Genomic DNA, 15914 nt, shown 5'->3' on the forward strand with positions numbered 1-15914 from the left:
CAGGAGCGGCAGAGATTCCGTGCGAGAGGACCGTGTGATGTCACAATCATCGACCGAGGTGCACCATTCCAGCTCGACCTATGCATCGTCGCTCGCCGAGTTCGCACGGTCACTGCGCGACACCCGTCGGTCGATGCCCGAGACCATGAGGGAGATTCTGCGCACCGCGACCAGGCTCATCCCAGGGGCGACCATGGGCTGCGTCACCACGGTGAGCAAGGGCGAGCGCTCCGTCGTAGCGTCCACCGATCCTCTCGCGGAAAAGCTGTGTCGCCTTCAGTACGAGCTCGACGAGGGCCCCATCCCCACCGAGGTTCGGCATTTCGATGTCGTCGTATCGCACGACCTCACGTCCGAACCGCGATGGCCGGAGTTCGCAGCGCTTGCCGTCGACGAGGGATTTCACTCGCTGGCGGCATTTCAGCTCTACAGCCACGCCGACGACCTCGGCGCACTGGTTTTCTACAGCGACGTGCCCGGTGCGTTCGACGCGGAGGCGGTGGAGATCGGCGAAGCACTCGCCGCCCACGCCGCCATCGCAATGCTCAGTGCGCGTGACAACGAACAGTTCCGCACGGGCTTGGCCAGTCGCGACATGATCGGGCAGGCCAAGGGGATGATCATGGAACGCTACGATCTCGACGCGGTGCAGGCTTTCGAGCTGCTGGCGAAACTGTCTCAGCAGCAGAATCTGCCCTTGCATCAGGTCGCTCACGATCTGGTCGAGACCGATCACCCGACCAACTCGACCTTCTGACAGACCCCCGGGGTTTCGATCGACTGCTCACGAGGAAGGCTGTCCGCGGTACCGGTAGGCAACACACGGTATCCGCGGGCGGTTATGTCGTTGAGACAACAGCGATCTACCGCTCGTCGCTATTTCTCTGGTTGGCACCTCGGACACCACCATGTTCGACGCCGATCCGGATCTCCCGGCACTTCCGCGACCACTCGGATCGCCGTTCCGCACCGTGAGCACGGCAGACCCGCTCGGCCCGCGACCCAGTGCGATCGGCCCCGGCGAGTATCCCCGGTGGTCACCTGCATCGCGCGCGGCACGGTCGCAGAATGCCGCATCGCCCGCTCGAGCAGCGCAACCAATTTCGATGCGTTCACATCCTCCGACGGAGTCCACGGCCACAGTCCACGCAGGAAACACAGCTCGTTCGCCCACAGATTTCCTGGACCCGCGACCACCCGCTGATCCAGCAGTGTTGCGATGATCGGGCGATCTTTCTGAGCGAGGACATTGTTCACCGCTGCGTCGATGTCGAACGTCGGTTGCAGCGGGTCCGGCCCGAGATGTGCGACGAGGCCGTTCATTTCGGTGGTGAACCCGTAGTCGACCACCGGCAACAGAATTCCGTAGCCGGTAGGCCCGTCCACCGCAGAGAGTTGAACGCGAACGTCGGGACGTACGTGCTGCGGAATCGATCGACCGGCGCGCACCACCGTCCACGAACCACTCATCCGCAGATGCGTGTGCAACGTGGTGCCGTTCTCGAAATCGGTGAACAGGTGCTTGCCGTGGGTTCGATGCGCGACGACGCGTCGGCCGGCCAAATTTTCCACCGCATGTGCCGGTACGTTCAGCCTGCCGACCCGCAACGTTGCGCCGTCCAGTGCTCGACGCAACCTTGCGGCCAATACGAACACGGTGTCACCTTCGGGCATGTTTGCTGTGTATCCCGGCTACGGCAAGCACAATCCAACGCCGCTCCCTACGACGCAACCGAGGATCGCAGAATGCCCGACGGCGTCGGCCTGAGCGAACCTGGTTGTTCACGATCGAACGCCGACAGCGGGATCCCGCGAATCGGCGACGATCGTGAACACTCAGGTGCGGCCGTCCCTTCTACTCGAGCAAGCTCTGCCCCAGATATCCGCCGTCGACCACGCCCGGCAGTATCGCGAACACTGCCGATCCGATAGGCGTGGTCCATCGATTGAGCGCGTCGAACTCGTCGAGGCGCTGCTGAATCGGCAGAAACTGGGTGAGCACGTCGCGCTGATAGCTCGCGAACAGCAGGCCGGAGTTCGACAGCTCACCGGGAGCGGGTGGATCGTCGTAGTTGTACGCCCGCCTGAAGATCCGCTCACCGTCGCGGGTGTGCCGGGCGCGCGCCATGTGCGACGACGGCGGAATCACGGGGATGCCGAACCGATCGGTCGCGTCGAAATCGGCCTCGTCGAACTCGCTGGTTCCGGTCAGCGGCGCGCCCGTATCCAGAGTGCGCCCCATCGACTCTTCGCGCCCGGGCCGGTCCAATTCGTCCCAGGTGTCCATCTCGATTCGGATGCGTCGCAACACCATCGACGTTCCGTGCTCCATCCACGACTGCTCGCTACCGTCGTCCCAGACCAGAGCGTCGAAGTCCGTGCCTCCGGCTGTCGGGTTGACGGTGCCGTCGACCTGCCCCATCAAATTGCGCATCGTGGTGCCGGATTCCTCGGTACCGCGCGAGCGACGGAATCCACGCTGCGTCCACGCGATGGTCACCAACGAGCGGACGTTCTTGATGAGCACCCGCACCGCGTGCGCGACGGTGACCGGATCGTCCGAGCACACCTGGATCAGCAGATCGCCACCGGTGAATTCGGGCTCGAGACGGTCGATTTCGAATGCAGGCAGCGGTGCCAGCCACGACGGCCGTCGATCCGGTAGCCCGATCGCATCGAACACACCGGGACCGAGGCCGACGGTCACCGTCAGGCGCGCGGGCAGCAGCGCCAATTCGGCTTCGGTATCAGCCAAAGCGGGCGCGCCGGTAGTCAACCGTCCGATGTCCTCGGTCCAGACCTTCAGAATTCCGATCAACTCCTCGGGCCCGACGCGATCCTGCAGATTCAACCCGACGAACATCGAGTGTGCCTGCGGCGGAACAGTGTCGATTCCCGCCTGATGCACGCCGCGCCACGGAATAGTGGCACTTCCGACGACCGCTTCCTCGGCTCGATTGCCCGCGATTGCGTATCCGGTCGCTGCCCCCACTCCCGCGGCGCCGAGCGCGGCGACGCCTCCACCGAGGAGGCGTCGCCGGCTCATCGAGCGTGGCGACCGGTTTTCGGGCTCAGCCACCGTTCGCCGGTGCCGGGGTTGTCGAGCCGTCCATGTTCATGCCACCGGGCTCGTAATTCTCCTGCGCACCCGAGAAGTCGCGAACCTGCGCGGTGAACGTCGTGGTCGACGCGTCCTCGAACTCGAGGGTGAACTCCGCCTCCGCACCGGGGGTCAGCGGTGCGGTGACGTCCATCAGCATCAGGTGATCGCCGCCCGCTGCGAGCACATGTGTGCCGCCGGCCGGAATGACGAATCCGCCCTCCTTGGGACGCATCACCATGGCTCCGTCGGCCCCGGTTGCTATCTCGTGCAATTCCATTCGGTTCGAAGCCGGAGACGACGCACCGACCACGTGCACCTCGGAGTCACCGGTGTTCTGTAGTTCGGCGAAGGCTGCCGTCATACCGGAATCGGCCGCTTTGACCCATTGCTCGCGCACGACCACGGAATCGGATTCTCGAGCCGCGGTTTCGGTGCTGCCGGAATCGTTGCTCGAGCATCCGGTGAAAATCAGACCCGTGACCGACAGGGCGGCCAACAGCGTCGAGGTACGTCGGGAAAAGTTCATGCGAGTTCGCTTTCAGTGTGGGAAGCAATGGAATTGGCTGTTCTTGCGCGGGCCCGTCGGATCGAGCCGAGAACGAGGTCGACAGCGAGGAAGGCAAGCAGGCTCAGCCCGAGGAGCGGGACGAACCAGCCGACGGCGACCGCGACGACCGCCAGAACCACGGCCGAGATCGGTGAGATGCGACGAATGCCGCCGCGCAGAGGCGGCCGGCCGACGGTGAGTCCGGTAGCCCTGGTGGGGCGACGCTTCCACCACATCATGTAGCCGCGCACGATGACCGAGGCCAGCGCGACTGCAAGAGCAAGCAGGACAAGCTGATTGGCCACACCGAACAGCGTTCCCATGTGCAGTTGAACACCCCACGCCGACAGCTTGGCCGCGAGTGGCCAGTCGGAGAAGTACAGGGTGTCGATCACCGTGCCGGTGCTGCCGTCGACCGAGATGGAATTGTTGGACATCACCCATGGCTGACGCGTTTGGGCGACGACGAACGCCGTGTCGGTCGACGCGGGAATCGACGCCTCCACTGCCCCGTCGACGCCGTTGGCCTTCGCAATGCCGAGGACCGAATCGATCTGCCCCACGTTGTTGTCGGTCGTCGCCGCGTCGGCGGGCATGTCCATCGAATGTCCGCCGTGTCCGGAGTGATCCCCCGTTGTCGCCCCGTCGGAGGAGCCGATTGTCTTGGCGACCGCGGGGGTGGTCCAGCTCATTGCCGAGCGTAGGTCGGTGACGTTCTTGCCCGCGTATGTTGACCAGGTGAGTCCGGTGGCAGAGAGGAAGATCAGGCCGACTGCGATCCAGATTCCGGCTACGCCGTGCCAGTTCAGGGACCGGTTGCGCCCCTTCGACTTTCGATCGAAGGTGAGCAGCCGTACCTTGTCACGGTTTCGCCGATAGCGCTCGAACCAGAGGTACAGGCCACCGAGCGCGATCACCCAGAGCCACGAGGCAGCGAGTTCGCTGTAGAGACGACCGGGCTCACCCAGGTGCAGATGGCGGTGAAGTTCGGAGATCCAGGTGCGCACCGGCAATGCGCTGGACGAGCCGTACACCGGCAGTTCACCCACGGATGTCCCGGTCGAGGGATCGACGAACACGGCCAAGCGTTGGGATTCACCGAGGCTGGGGTCGGTGAACAGCACTCGGGTGGTGTCGCCGGCCTCAGCGGCAGGTCGGACCGCCGCGAGGGTCAGGTCGGGGCGCTCGATCTGCGCGGCGCGAATCTGTTCTGCGACCGGAACTGCCGGGCCAGCGGCATCGACGTGCAGGTAGTCGCGGTACATGAGTTGTTCGATGGTCGGGGCGACGGCGTACAGGCCACCGCTGATGGTGGCGATCAAGATGAAGGGCGCGACGAGAATGCCTGCGTAGAAGTGCAGACGCAGGATCAGCGGACGCCATGTGTGTGGGCTCTTCGGACGGGAGGGCGGGGAAGGATCGGCGACGCGTTCCTTCTGTGATGTGGACATGAGGACTCGTTTCATCGAGGCATGTGTGGGCGCGCGAGTACGCGCGAGAGGGCATCGCGTGGCGAATCGGGCCGTGCAGACGGCGCAAATCACGGCAGTGCGAATCAACGGCAGTGCGAATCAACGGCAGTGCGAATCAACGGCAGTGCGATGTACAGGATCGAATGCGGCGACAACCCGTTACCCGACGCCTGACAGGCAGGGCGGGTAAGATGTCAGGGTTACGCTCAGGCAGTACGAGCCGGTGGTCCGCGGTTCCCACGGCCGGAGAAGTCGAGCAGTCGCGGTGATCCCGGGATCCGATACACCGGGAGCGGCGGGGCGATGCGATTCTCGTCGACGACGAGTGCAGCCAGTAACGGCAGTGCCCTACCGAGCGAGGTGACCGCGCGTCGGATGCCGAGCTCCGCGCCACGGATGGCCAGGGCACCGAGCAGGATGGCAACGGCGTGCGCGGCGAACATCTGCTGGGTGATCATCGCACCGTGATGGTGACCGTCGACGGCGGTGAGGAGCAGGTGACCGATCGCTTGAGCCGAGGCCAGAACGACCAGCAGCAGTGCCCGGGGTGCCGCCGCTTTCGGTGCCGCTGATGTCGCGTATCCGACCGCCGCGCACACGAGCACCAACAGCACTATTGCTGCATCGGACGGGAACATCCCGCCGCCGAAGGTGTGTGCCGCGGCTGTGACCAGCGCAGACAGTGTCCCCACGGAGGCACCGCGCAGGGGCGCGAATCCATCCGAGGTCACAGGCATGGACAGCAGCCTACTATCAACTACTCGCCGTAGTAGTCGGTAGTGGAGCGGGGCGACGATCGCGCGGAACGTTCGACCCACTGTACTGACCACATGGTCTGTTTCAGCTCGGTTATCCTGCTCGTCGGTACGCAAACTTTTGACGGCGTCACCCCCAGCCCGAGGAAGGACGCACGTGGCAGATAGCTCGGACGCAGCTCAGGCACGAGTGTTTGCGGAGATGCTGCGGGTCGAGATCGTCGCGGCGTCGACTCGCATCGAAGAATCCGAGCACATGGCGAGCAAGGCGGCACGCGTCGGGGATTCGCGGAGCCACGTATGGCACGGCGACGAGGCTCAGCTACAGAAGCGGGCGCTGTACGACTTGCATCGCCAGTTGGATGCGTTGTGCAACCGATTCCCCGCCGCGGCGCGCACGGCCGGTTGACGGCTGCGCCTGCCTGCACTCGGCGTCAGGCCTTTCCGACGATGCCGACGATCAACTGCGCCAGCTCGCCTGTCGCCTCCTCCGGTGCGAGCGCGCCCGCTACCGCCGCCTGAGACAGCGCTTCGGCGGCACCGAAGATCGCGGTGATCGTCGGTGCCGAGATTCCGCCTTTGCCACTGAACGGCTCGAGGATCCGCCTGCACCGTTCGGAGTAATCCCGTTCCGCCGCTCGCTTGACCTGTTCGAGCTCGGGCGACCCTTCCAGCGCAGCAAGCACACCCGTCAACTCGCGCCCCTGAGCCAAAGCGCAGCCCACATAGGAGTTGGCGATGGCATGTGCACGTCCGTCCAACGACTCCACCGCGACGCCGATGGATTCTTCGAGCATCGCTGCCTGCCGGTCGTCGAATTCGGTGAACAGTGCCGCCAAGAGTTCCGCACGCGAGGCGAAGTGGCTGTACACCACCGGTTTTGCAACACCGGCATGTTCGGCGAGACGGCCGAGCGTGAGGGCGTCCGCGCCCTCCGCTCGCACGAGAGCCCACGAGACCTCGACCAACTGCTCGTATCTGTCCGATCGAGACAGCCTGGTTCGAGCCATCGCGGACCTCCTTGCGCTATATACGAATAGTAACCTACTCTTGGTACATAGCCGATCACCTCAACGAAGGACCAGCCATGACCGCACTCGTCGTAGTCTCCCATTCCGATCCCGACTCACTCACTCACCACCTCGCCGGATCCCTGTCGGACGCAATCCGCGCTGCAGGCGGCACGGTCGAGACGGCCGATCTGGCCGCGGAGAATTTCGATCCACGATTCACCGGTGCCGATCTGAACCTGTTTCGCGGCCACGGAACCACGCCCGCGGATGTGATTGCCGAGCAGCGACGAATCGATATTGCCGACCATCTGGTTCTCGTGTTTCCGATGTACTGGTGGTCGATGCCTGCACTGCTGAAGGGGTGGATCGATCGGGTCTTCGTCAATGGATGGGCGTACGACGCGACCCCGGGCACGTTCGTGAAGAAGCTGGCCCGACTCACGGTTCATCTGGTCGTAGTCGCCGGCGATGACGCCGAGAGCTTCGAGCGCCACGGAGTACACGAGGCCTTCCGGACACAGATCGAACGCGGCATTGTCGAATACACCGGTGCGACAGTCGGATCGACGACGATCCTGTACGAATCCGATAGCAAGAGTCGCGACGTCCTTGCCTCCGAGATCGCCGGCCTCGGTGCCACCGTCGCCTCTCACGTCACTGGCCGACCGGCGGCCGGTGGTCGATCGGCAGCACGAGCACTTGCATCTTCGACGAAAGGGGACCAGCGGGTGCCATCGTGCTGAACAACCGAACATGACTGACACAGAACGTGGTCCGCACGAGCGATGATCACCCGTCGCTGCTGTGTCGAGCAGTGTCGGCGACCGCGGCGAGGTCTGCTACCGACCCGCCGGAGATCGTGCGGACGTTCGCAGTGATCACGTCGAGTGGCCAGTTCCACCACGCTATGTCCAGCAGCGTACGCACCTCGTCTGCCGCGAACCGTTCTCGGAGCACGCGGGCGGGGTTGCCGCCGACGACTGCGTAGTCCGGAACATCCTTGGTGACAACGGATTCGGTGGAGATCACCGCTCCGTGCCCGATGCGGACTCCGGGCATGATGGTGACATTGCCGCCGATCCACACATCGTTGCCCACCACGGTGTCTCCCCGCGACGGCAGTTCGGACACCAGGTCCGAGTGCTCGGCCCACGCACCACCCATGATGGGGAACGGATAGGTCGACACACCGCTCATCCGGTGATTCGCCCCGTTCATGATGAACGTGACTCCGGTGGCCAACGCGCAGAACTTACCGATCACCAGACGATCGGGGCCGTAGTGGTGCAACACGTTTCGGGTCGCAAACTGATCGGCGAACTCCGGATCGTCGTAATACGTGTACTCGCCGATGTCGATCAGTGGGCTGGAAACCAGCGGTTTCAACAGCACCACCCTCGGTTGACCAGGTATCGGATGCAGCGTCGATGCGTCGGGAGCGGTCATGATCCGACACTAACGGTCGGCAAGCATGGGCGGCCAGCTGCAAGTCAGGCAGGAATGAGCCGAAAGATCGGGAACCGTCGCCCCTCGGCCGTCTCGACGTACTTCGCGAAGCCCTCGGACGCGTCCAAGAATTTCTGCCAGTTCGCGTCCCACTCGTCGTCGGAGATTTCCGACACGGTCACCTCGATCGTCTGGACGGCACCGTCTGCCGGAACCTCGACGTCGATGCCAGGGTGGGCGCGGAGGTTGTGCACCCAGGCAGGATGTTTGGGTGAGCCGGCCGCTGATCCGACGATCAGCCAACTGCCGTCCTCGGGGATCGCCATCAAGGGGTTCAGCCGAACCTCGCCGCTCTTGGCACCGATCGAGTGCAGAACGACGAGCGCATCGCCGAAGCCCGCCGTGGACACGTATCCACCGTTGTTGCGAAATTCATCGATGATCATCTGATTGAAGTCGGCCATACGACGAGTATGCCGCGCATCACGTCGTCTGGGACCTGATCGGCACCGAACCTATCGGTCACCAGCGCCCCCGCGGATTGGGGACCGCGGCACGTGGTAACCCTGATCCATGAGTGAATCTTCGCCCGATCCCGCGGTCCACACCACGAGCCTGGCCCCGTTCGGGTTCGAGACCACCTTGTCCGACGAGGTTCCCGGTGTGACGGTGCCGTGGCAGGGCGCCCACGCACCGTCCCCTCGAGTGCTGATGCTCAACGATGACCTGGCTCGCTCACTCGCACTGGACCCAGCGTCATTGCGCACTGCCGAGGGAGCCGGTGTGCTGTCCGGATCGATTCCGCCGGCCGATTCCGCCACCGTGGCGATGGCCTACGCGGGTCATCAATTCGGCAACTTCGTACCGCTGCTGGGAGATGGTCGAGCGTTGCTGCTCGGCGAGCTTCGAGACGATCGAGGTCATCGAGTCGATCTGCATCTCAAAGGGTCAGGCGCTACGCCCTTCTCACGTGGCGGAGACGGGCGCGCTGTAGTGGGAGCAATGCTGCGCGAGTATCTGATCAGCGAGGCGATGCATGCGCTGAACATTCCCACCACACGCTCACTCGCCGTCGTCACGACCGGTGAACAGGTACTACGAGAAGGAGGTCCACAACCCGGCGCAGTGCTGGCCCGGGTTGCGTCTAGCCATCTGCGGGTGGGCACCTTCGAGTTCGCCGCCCGGCGCGAGGGTCTGACGCAGCCCCTCGCGGACTACGCAATTGCCCGCCATTACCCTGCGTTCGGCGAGCTCACTGCCGAGGATCGCTACCTCGCGTTCTTCGAGGCAGTCGTCGATGCCCAGGCTTCCCTCGTCGCGCAGTGGATGTCGGTCGGATTCGTGCACGGTGTCCTGAATACCGACAACACGACCATCTCCGGCGAGACCATCGACTACGGGCCGTGCGCATTTCTCGACTCGTATGATCCTGCAACGGTGTTCAGCTCCATCGACCACGGCGGACGCTACGCCTACGGGAATCAACCTGCAGTGCTCGGCTGGAATCTGGCCAGATTCGGCGAAACACTACTGCCGCTCGTGAATTCGAAGCCGGACACCGCCATCACAGCTCTCACTGCAGTCCTCGACACGTTCGGGGACCGCTATCGACGGCACTACTCGGCCGCGATGGCCGCCAAACTCGGCCTGGACAAGAACGCGAACAACGACAATCTCGTGAACGACCTGCAGCTCCTACTCGCCGATCACCGCGCCGACTGGACCCTGACCTTTCGCGCCCTCGCCGACAACCTGCGCGGACACTCGTCACCTCTCGACTCCCTGGTTCCACCGGATGCCTCCGACGCATGGCTCGGTCGTTGGCGTACTTCGATATCCGCCCGGAATCAGGACCTCGCGTCGATCGCCGACGGCATGGATCGTGTGAACCCCGCGTACATCCCCCGCAACCACCTGGTCGACGCCGCTCTACGGTCTGCCACCGAGGGCGATCTCGAGCCTTTCGAGCGTCTGCTCGACGTCGTCACGACACCGTTCGACCACCGCGACGAACGGTCCGACTACGCCATGCCGGCCCCCGAAAGCTTCGGTGCCGGATTTCAGACCTTCTGCGGCACCTGAATGCCCGGTATCTCCGCAGGCAGTGCTGTCAGGCAGGAGGCGCGAAGAATTCGAGAGCGATGTCGTCGGGATCGCGGAACGATAGTCCGGAACCGTAGTGCGCGTGTTTGATTCCACTGTGTGCGACGTCGATTCGGTCGAGCTTCGATACCCACGACGCCAAATCGTCCTGGGTACACGAGAAGGCGATGTGGTCCACACCCGTGCTCTTCTCGTCGAAGGCACCCGATACCTGGTCCGCGCCGTGTGTATGCAACCCGAAGAGCATGCCTCCGTCGAGTGCGAACACGGTGTGATGATAGTCGCCGGATTCCTCGTCCTCGTCGAGAACGGGCGAGGCGTCGAACAGTCGTGAGTACCACTCGGTGCTGGCGGCCAGATCGGATACGGTCACGGCCACGTGGGAGAGACCGGGGAATTGCGGCATGCGCTGGTCCTTTCGTCGTCACCACCCACGTTAAGCACGACACCCCGTCCACCACGGACGTTCGAGAGAATACTGCCCGTTCGGCGGGGTCCGGCCTACCTGCCGGTGAGCATCACGAGTTGCGCTTCTGCTCGGCCCGGATCAATCCGCCGCCGACGATCAACCGCTGAATTTCGCTCGTGCCCTCGTACAGCCGCAGCAGCCGCACATCGCGGTAGATGCGTTCGACCGGAACCTCACGCATATATCCTGCGCCGCCGTGGATTTGAACGGCAAGATCGGCGACCCTGCCCACCATCTCGGTACAGAACAGCTTGACAGCGGACGGCGCGATACGTCTGTCGATCTCCTGCACCCACGCCCGGGCGGCCTCACGCACCATGGCCCGACCAGCCATGACCCCGACCTGCTGGTCGGCAATCATGGCCTGAACGAGCTGGAAGTTTCCTATCGGCTCGCCGCCCTGAGTGGAGGCCGCCGCATACGACACCGACTCGTCCAGTGCGCGCTGCGCCTGACCGACGGCAAGAGCCGCAATATGCACCCGTCCCCGCGCCAGCGACGTCATCGCCGCCTTGTACCCGATATCGCCGTTCCCGCCGACCAATGCATCTGCCTCGACCCGCACGTCGGTGAAGGTCACGTCGGCCGTGCCGGAGCCCTGTTGCCCCATCTTCGCGTCCTTGACTCCCACCTGAATCCCGGCGGTGTCGGCAGGAACCAGGAATACCGCAATACCGTTGCCGCTCTCCGGCTTCGGATCGAGCTTGGCGAAAACGACGAACATGTTCGCGATCGGCGCATTGGTGATGTATCGCTTGCTGCCGTTGATGACCCAGCCCGAACCGTCCACCGCCGCTGTCGTCTTCAGGCCCGCAGGATTCGATCCGGCCCCGTCCTCGGTCAGGGCGAAGGACGCAACGATGTCGCCTGCTGCCATGCCCGGCAGCCACTTCGCCTTCTGTTCCTCGGTGCCGAACCCGACCAGCACCTGACCGGCGATTCCGTTGTTGGTACCGAACATCGATCGCAGCGACAAGGTGGTGTACCCGAGTTCCATGGCGATCTCGACATCCTGAATCAGGTTAAGCCCCAGACCACCCCACTCCTGGGGGATCGCATAGCCGAACAGACCCATCTCGGCGGACTGCCCACGCAAGTCCTCGGGTATCGAATCGGTGTTCATGATCTCGAGTTCACGTGGCACCACCCGTGACCGAACGAAATGGGAAACCTGCGTTCTCACATCGGCGAAGACGTCGTCGGGTACGTCGGGATTCAGCATGTCCATCGACCCACTATCGACGCCGTAGGACGAACAGGCAACCACCGTCGACTCGTACCAGATGTGGTCGACTCCCGAGCTGATCCGCGCGCACGACGACCTGCGGTGCGATCAGCTCCCACCTTGTGGATCCCGTCCTCCGATCGGCGTCGGATATACGAATCCGGGGAGCCGATCCAGCGACCCCAGCGGTATGCGTCGGATAATCTTGGCCGAGGAGGCACACGTGATTCGAGTTCCCGAGTCTCAGCGAGTGCGAGACGCGCTGGAGAACGCCGTCGTGGACGGCCACTACCGGCCTCGTACTACTACGCCAATGCGCGCTTCCACGGCATCATCAACGATTCGTGCGGAAACGACTACCTCAGGCAACAGGCGTACGCCCTCGAGCGAATTCTTCAGCCGTACCGGCGATTACAGGTCCGGGTCCCCGACAGGATGCGGCGGTCGATGGCCGAACACAGGATCATCGCCGACGCCATAGCCCGTGGCGACGCCGCTGCCGCCGAGACGGCCGCTCGTGACCACGTACTGGTTCAGGTGAAGGAGTTCAGCAACCTGGTGCGGATATGGAATCAGCTGTCGGCGAGCTGAGGCCACGCATCGACAGTCTCGAGTACAGCAGCACCGCCCTATTCCCGGTCCTCGAGTCCAGCAGCACCGGCGACCGGTCGGTCGTCCTCGGTCACCGCGACTGCTCCACCGGATCGTTTTGCCCTGTACATCAGTTGATCGGCGGACCTCAGCGCAGTTGCAAGAGAGGTATTCCGGTCGGCCGATGCCAGTGGGAGACGGACGATTCCCGCGCTCAGCGTTGCCCGGGGCCCGTGGCGACCTGGTGTCGACAGCGGACAGCCAGCCCCGAGCTCGTGGAGGTGAATCTGCATGTCCTTCGCTATCAGCATTGCGAATTCTTCGCCCCCGATTCGGGCAGCATGCGCATTGTGCGCACACGCGAAGTCGTTCAGCATCTCTGCTACCTCGCGAATGACGAGGTCTCCGACATCGTGGCCACGAGAGTCGTTGATCGATTTGAAGTTGTCGATGTCGAGCACGACGACCGCGAAGTGATCGAGACGTGGCCTCATCGCGGGATCGGTCAGCCGGTGCAATTGGTGCTCGAGTCCTGAGCGGTTGAGCAAACCGGTCGGTGGGTCGCTCAACGATCGCGCCGCGTAGACCAACAGACGTGACCACGTCATTCGGGCCGCCCAAGGGGTCAGGACGGCTGCGACGAACAGAATATACGTGGCCACAAGTGTCGAAGAGATCGACATGGAGCCCTGCTGCGCTGACCGAACAGCTGTGGCCACGATGACCGCGCCTGCTACGCCGAGATGCAAGGTCAACCATCGTGTTCCCATGAGAAGGGTGAACTGCGCTCCCAGAACTGCGAACAACGAGCACCCCACCAGGGCATCACGCGCATCCGGTACGGACAGTATTGCCAGTCCGGTGCCGAACTCACCGAAGACGCCGAATGCGTTACGCGGCAGGGCGTTGAGCATTTTGTCGGTGGAGGCCCACAGTACGGCGGCCACAGCGGCAGCCGCGGCAGCTGCTCCAACTGCGATTCGCGCAGGTTGAGACGTCGGTCCCACGGCGGTGTCGAGAGCCACCCACAGCGCGATGAGCGCGAAATTCAGACATCCGAATCCGATACTGAACCGAAGCGTCGTGGCAGTTCCGGTCCCCGCGATGAGGTCGTGAAGATCGGGCGTCTTCAGCTCGGCGGCTCGGGTGGTCACGTCGGTACCTCTCAGAGACGGCACGCACGTCAAGTGTCGGTTGACAGGCAATACTTCGCATTCCCGACGAATCGGCAGCCTATCAACAATCTCCCTGCCTCCGGTGCGGATCGAACGTGTCGACGACGGATCGACGCAGCTCGGCGGGCACCGTCGACATTCGTCCCGAGGCGGACCAGCACGCCGACTACCGACCGATCAGACCGAGAGTGCCTCGGCAGCCGCTGCTCGAGACGCCCGGCCCGGTAGGAGTAGAGCGGCGGTGTTCGCGGTGATGATGAGCGCAATGCCGACGGATTCGATGGTGCCGAGCTCCTCGTGGAGCAGTATCGCTCCGATGACGGCGGCCAGGACGGGGTTGAGGCTCATCAGGATCCCGAACAGGTTCGCCGGGATCCTGCGCAACGCGAAGACGTCCGCAACAAAGGGAACGGCCGAGGCCAGGACGCCGGCCCCGACCGCGTAGAGCACGGTGGACGCGTCCGGCCGGGTGCTGAAGAGGATCCAGGCACCGATGGGGAGAAAGAGAACGGCCGAGACTCCCGTTGCGGTCGCTGTGCCTTGAATTCCGGGGATACGGGAGCCAATGGTCCTGTTGAGCAGGATGTACGCTGCCCAGCTGCAGGCGGCGACCAGTCCGAGCCCGATTCCAACGTAGTCGGTGGTGGGTTGTGGACGGCTGATCGCGATGACGCCGGCTGCTGCGATGAGGGCGCAGATCGCAGTGGTCCTCGTTCGGGAGCCGAGGAGGGCAACCGCCAGCGGTCCGCAGAACTCCAGAGTCACGGCCAGACCGAGTCCGATGCGTTCGATGGACAAGTACAGGGTGAGGTTCATGCTTCCGAAGACCAGAGCCAGAAGCAGGACCGGCCACCACTGCGCGCGCGTGAGACTCCTGACCCGTGGTCTCACGACCGGCAGCAGGATCGCGGCGGCCACGAGCTGGCGGACAGCGACGACGCCGACGGGGCCGATGACCGGGAAGGCCAGCGACCCGCTGGCCGCACCGAGCTGATTCGAGACAGCGCCGCCCAGAGCGGCCGCTATACCGGAGGTGCGGCCATCGGCCTGTTCAGTCTTCGCCATGCTCGGAAGTCTGCGCGCGATTCGCTACTGCGCATAATGCATCAATCGTTGCAGTAATGCGCCTGACGCATGAATAGACTTCCCGCATGGATGTGGAATTGCGTCACCTGCGCTCGCTCGTCGAAGTCGTCGACTCGGGCACGTTCACCGACGCGGGAATCGAGCTCGGTATCTCTCAGACCGCCGTCTCACGCAATGTCGCTGCCCTGGAGTCATTGCTCGGAGTGAGGCTCCTGCACCGGACGACTCGCAGTGTGGACCTCACCGCCGCGGGCGAGCGGGTGCTACGGCATGCCCGACGCGCCCTGGCCGTCGTCGCCGACATGCGCCACGACGCAGCGGCCGGCGCGAGCACGATCCGGATCGGTTATGCCTGGTCTGCACTCGGCAAGCACACCCCTGAGTTCCAACGGCGCTGGGCTGCGGCCCTCCCCTTTCACGAGCTGCAGTTGACCCGCACGAACACCTCGACCGCCGGCCTGGCCGAAGGGACCAGCGATCTGGCGATACTGCGTCGAGTCCCGGACACGAAGGGTCTCGAATTGGTCTTGATCGGGGCCGAAAAGCGCTACTGCGCACTGTCTGTCGATGACCCGCTGGCCGCCAAACGCACGGTGACTCTCGCACAGGTGGCGACCTCCGCGCTGGCGATCGATCATTGCACCGGAAGCACACGTCTCGACCTCTGGGCCGATGGCAGCCAGCCGCCGAACACCATCCCCACCAACGACATCGACGACTGGCTCACCGTCATCGGCAGCGGCGACGCCCGTGGAATCACCGCAGAATCGACTGCGCACCAGTACCGCCGCCAAGGCATCACCTACCGAGCTGTTCGCGACGCATCACCCGTACCCGTCTACGCTGCCTGGGCCAAAAATGATCCACCCGCGATGCTGCAGGACATCATCACCCTCCTCGCGGGCCTCTACCGCTGACAGAGGAAGCAC

Annotated in this window: 18 protein-coding genes; 6 read left to right on the forward strand and 12 right to left on the reverse strand. The window is 64.0% G+C overall.

The genetic code is table 11. From position 1 onward, the window contains the following. Nucleotides 1-37: 37 nt before the first annotated feature. Nucleotides 38-757: a GAF and ANTAR domain-containing protein gene (locus RHODMAR_RS23735; protein WP_008719778.1), complete on the forward strand. Its 720-nt coding sequence runs from the start codon at nt 38-40 to the stop codon at nt 755-757. 119 nt (nt 758-876) lie between these two features. Here the strand turns inward: RHODMAR_RS23735 and RHODMAR_RS23740 are convergent, their stop codons facing one another. The 5 genes from RHODMAR_RS23740 to RHODMAR_RS23760 form a co-directional block, all read right to left on the reverse strand. Continuing rightward, complete coding sequence (locus RHODMAR_RS23740) at nt 877-1674, reverse strand: Fpg/Nei family DNA glycosylase (protein ID WP_042940199.1); 798 nt, start codon at nt 1672-1674, stop codon at nt 877-879. Between the two features lie 181 nt (nt 1675-1855). Beyond that, nucleotides 1856-3046 (reverse strand): Dyp-type peroxidase, encoded by a 1191-nt coding sequence (locus RHODMAR_RS23745; RefSeq protein WP_008719783.1) that lies wholly within the window; start codon nt 3044-3046, stop codon nt 1856-1858. A gap of 25 nt (nt 3047-3071) precedes the next feature. Further along, entirely contained in the window at nt 3072-3629 is a 558-nt protein-coding gene (locus RHODMAR_RS23750; RefSeq protein ID WP_008719785.1) for a copper chaperone PCu(A)C, read from the reverse strand. Beyond that, a complete protein-coding gene (locus RHODMAR_RS23755; protein ID WP_008719786.1) occupies nt 3626-5101 on the reverse strand; it encodes a PepSY-associated TM helix domain-containing protein in 1476 nt (491 codons plus the stop codon). The genes RHODMAR_RS23750 and RHODMAR_RS23755 overlap by 4 nt, the downstream gene beginning before the upstream one ends. Before the next feature lie 227 nt (nt 5102-5328). Further along, entirely contained in the window at nt 5329-5859 is a 531-nt protein-coding gene (locus tag RHODMAR_RS23760) for a hypothetical protein (protein ID WP_008719788.1), read from the reverse strand. Between the two features lie 175 nt (nt 5860-6034). Between RHODMAR_RS23760 and RHODMAR_RS23765 the strand changes: the two genes are divergently transcribed. After that, the gene (locus tag RHODMAR_RS23765) at nt 6035-6286 is read left to right on the forward strand and encodes a hypothetical protein (protein ID WP_008719790.1); all 252 of its coding nucleotides are present in this window, start codon (nt 6035-6037) and stop codon (nt 6284-6286) included. Nucleotides 6287-6311: 25 nt separating this feature from the next. Here the strand turns inward: RHODMAR_RS23765 and RHODMAR_RS23770 are convergent, their stop codons facing one another. Further along, nucleotides 6312-6887, reverse strand: a complete 576-nt coding sequence (locus RHODMAR_RS23770; protein WP_008719792.1) for a TetR/AcrR family transcriptional regulator — start codon at nt 6885-6887, stop codon at nt 6312-6314. Between the two features lie 77 nt (nt 6888-6964). Between RHODMAR_RS23770 and RHODMAR_RS23775 the strand changes: the two genes are divergently transcribed. Next, nucleotides 6965-7633 carry an NAD(P)H-dependent oxidoreductase gene (locus tag RHODMAR_RS23775; protein WP_008719794.1) on the forward strand — a complete coding sequence of 223 codons (669 nt, stop codon included), beginning with the start codon at nt 6965-6967 and terminating at the stop codon, nt 7631-7633. 46 nt (nt 7634-7679) lie between these two features. On the opposite strand, the gene RHODMAR_RS23780 is transcribed toward RHODMAR_RS23775, so the two are convergent. Next, the gene (locus tag RHODMAR_RS23780; RefSeq protein ID WP_008719795.1) at nt 7680-8336 is read right to left on the reverse strand and encodes a CatB-related O-acetyltransferase; all 657 of its coding nucleotides are present in this window, start codon (nt 8334-8336) and stop codon (nt 7680-7682) included. 44 nt (nt 8337-8380) lie between these two features. After that, nucleotides 8381-8800: a nitroreductase/quinone reductase family protein gene (locus RHODMAR_RS23785; protein WP_008719796.1), complete on the reverse strand. Its 420-nt coding sequence runs from the start codon at nt 8798-8800 to the stop codon at nt 8381-8383. A 109-nt stretch (nt 8801-8909) separates the two neighbouring features. On the opposite strand from RHODMAR_RS23785, the gene RHODMAR_RS23790 reads away from it, so the two are divergent. Beyond that, nucleotides 8910-10418, forward strand: a complete 1509-nt coding sequence (locus RHODMAR_RS23790; protein ID WP_008719797.1) for a protein adenylyltransferase SelO — start codon at nt 8910-8912, stop codon at nt 10416-10418. A gap of 28 nt (nt 10419-10446) precedes the next feature. On the opposite strand, the gene RHODMAR_RS23795 is transcribed toward RHODMAR_RS23790, so the two are convergent. Both RHODMAR_RS23795 and RHODMAR_RS23800 read right to left on the reverse strand, forming a co-directional pair. Then, the gene (locus RHODMAR_RS23795; protein WP_008719798.1) at nt 10447-10845 is read right to left on the reverse strand and encodes a VOC family protein; all 399 of its coding nucleotides are present in this window, start codon (nt 10843-10845) and stop codon (nt 10447-10449) included. A gap of 112 nt (nt 10846-10957) precedes the next feature. Next, on the reverse strand, nt 10958-12136 hold the full coding sequence (locus tag RHODMAR_RS23800; RefSeq protein WP_008719800.1) for an acyl-CoA dehydrogenase family protein: 1179 nt from the start codon (nt 12134-12136) through the stop codon (nt 10958-10960). Here RHODMAR_RS23800 and RHODMAR_RS27740 point away from each other — a divergent pair. Beyond that, entirely contained in the window at nt 12071-12724 is a 654-nt protein-coding gene (locus tag RHODMAR_RS27740; RefSeq protein ID WP_081606104.1) for an FCD domain-containing protein, read from the forward strand. The two genes, RHODMAR_RS23800 and RHODMAR_RS27740, sit on opposite strands and share 66 nt — an antisense overlap. Before the next feature lie 38 nt (nt 12725-12762). Here the strand turns inward: RHODMAR_RS27740 and RHODMAR_RS23810 are convergent, their stop codons facing one another. After that, nucleotides 12763-13878 (reverse strand): GGDEF domain-containing protein, encoded by a 1116-nt coding sequence (locus RHODMAR_RS23810; protein ID WP_008719802.1) that lies wholly within the window; start codon nt 13876-13878, stop codon nt 12763-12765. Nucleotides 13879-14076: 198 nt separating this feature from the next. Beyond that, nucleotides 14077-14964: an EamA family transporter gene (locus RHODMAR_RS23815; protein ID WP_008719806.1), complete on the reverse strand. Its 888-nt coding sequence runs from the start codon at nt 14962-14964 to the stop codon at nt 14077-14079. Between the two features lie 86 nt (nt 14965-15050). On the opposite strand from RHODMAR_RS23815, the gene RHODMAR_RS23820 reads away from it, so the two are divergent. Next, nucleotides 15051-15902 (forward strand): LysR family transcriptional regulator, encoded by an 852-nt coding sequence (locus tag RHODMAR_RS23820; RefSeq protein ID WP_008719808.1) that lies wholly within the window; start codon nt 15051-15053, stop codon nt 15900-15902. The last annotated feature ends 12 nt before the right edge of the window (nt 15903-15914 follow it).

This window comes from Rhodococcus sp. AW25M09 (assembly GCF_000333955.1).
In the GTDB taxonomy this organism is placed as follows: domain Bacteria; phylum Actinomycetota; class Actinomycetes; order Mycobacteriales; family Mycobacteriaceae; genus Rhodococcoides.

Coding starts and splice junctions, on each gene's coding strand:
- RHODMAR_RS23735 (WP_008719778.1), top strand. CDS start 38: ATGTCACAATCATCGACCGAGGTGCACCATTCCAGCTCGACCTATGCA.
- RHODMAR_RS23740 (WP_042940199.1), bottom strand. CDS start 1,674: ATGCCCGAAGGTGACACCGTGTTCGTATTGGCCGCAAGGTTGCGTCGA.
- RHODMAR_RS23745 (WP_008719783.1), bottom strand. CDS start 3,046: ATGAGCCGGCGACGCCTCCTCGGTGGAGGCGTCGCCGCGCTCGGCGCC.
- RHODMAR_RS23750 (WP_008719785.1), bottom strand. CDS start 3,629: ATGAACTTTTCCCGACGTACCTCGACGCTGTTGGCCGCCCTGTCGGTC.
- RHODMAR_RS23755 (WP_008719786.1), bottom strand. CDS start 5,101: ATGTCCACATCACAGAAGGAACGCGTCGCCGATCCTTCCCCGCCCTCC.
- RHODMAR_RS23760 (WP_008719788.1), bottom strand. CDS start 5,859: ATGCCTGTGACCTCGGATGGATTCGCGCCCCTGCGCGGTGCCTCCGTG.
- RHODMAR_RS23770 (WP_008719792.1), bottom strand. CDS start 6,887: ATGGCTCGAACCAGGCTGTCTCGATCGGACAGATACGAGCAGTTGGTC.
- RHODMAR_RS23775 (WP_008719794.1), top strand. CDS start 6,965: ATGACCGCACTCGTCGTAGTCTCCCATTCCGATCCCGACTCACTCACT.
- RHODMAR_RS23780 (WP_008719795.1), bottom strand. CDS start 8,336: ATGACCGCTCCCGACGCATCGACGCTGCATCCGATACCTGGTCAACCG.
- RHODMAR_RS23785 (WP_008719796.1), bottom strand. CDS start 8,800: ATGGCCGACTTCAATCAGATGATCATCGATGAATTTCGCAACAACGGT.
- RHODMAR_RS23790 (WP_008719797.1), top strand. CDS start 8,910: ATGAGTGAATCTTCGCCCGATCCCGCGGTCCACACCACGAGCCTGGCC.
- RHODMAR_RS23795 (WP_008719798.1), bottom strand. CDS start 10,845: ATGCCGCAATTCCCCGGTCTCTCCCACGTGGCCGTGACCGTATCCGAT.
- RHODMAR_RS27740 (WP_081606104.1), top strand. CDS start 12,071: ATGGGAAACCTGCGTTCTCACATCGGCGAAGACGTCGTCGGGTACGTC.
- RHODMAR_RS23800 (WP_008719800.1), bottom strand. CDS start 12,136: ATGGACATGCTGAATCCCGACGTACCCGACGACGTCTTCGCCGATGTG.
- RHODMAR_RS23815 (WP_008719806.1), bottom strand. CDS start 14,964: ATGGCGAAGACTGAACAGGCCGATGGCCGCACCTCCGGTATAGCGGCC.
- RHODMAR_RS23820 (WP_008719808.1), top strand. CDS start 15,051: ATGGATGTGGAATTGCGTCACCTGCGCTCGCTCGTCGAAGTCGTCGAC.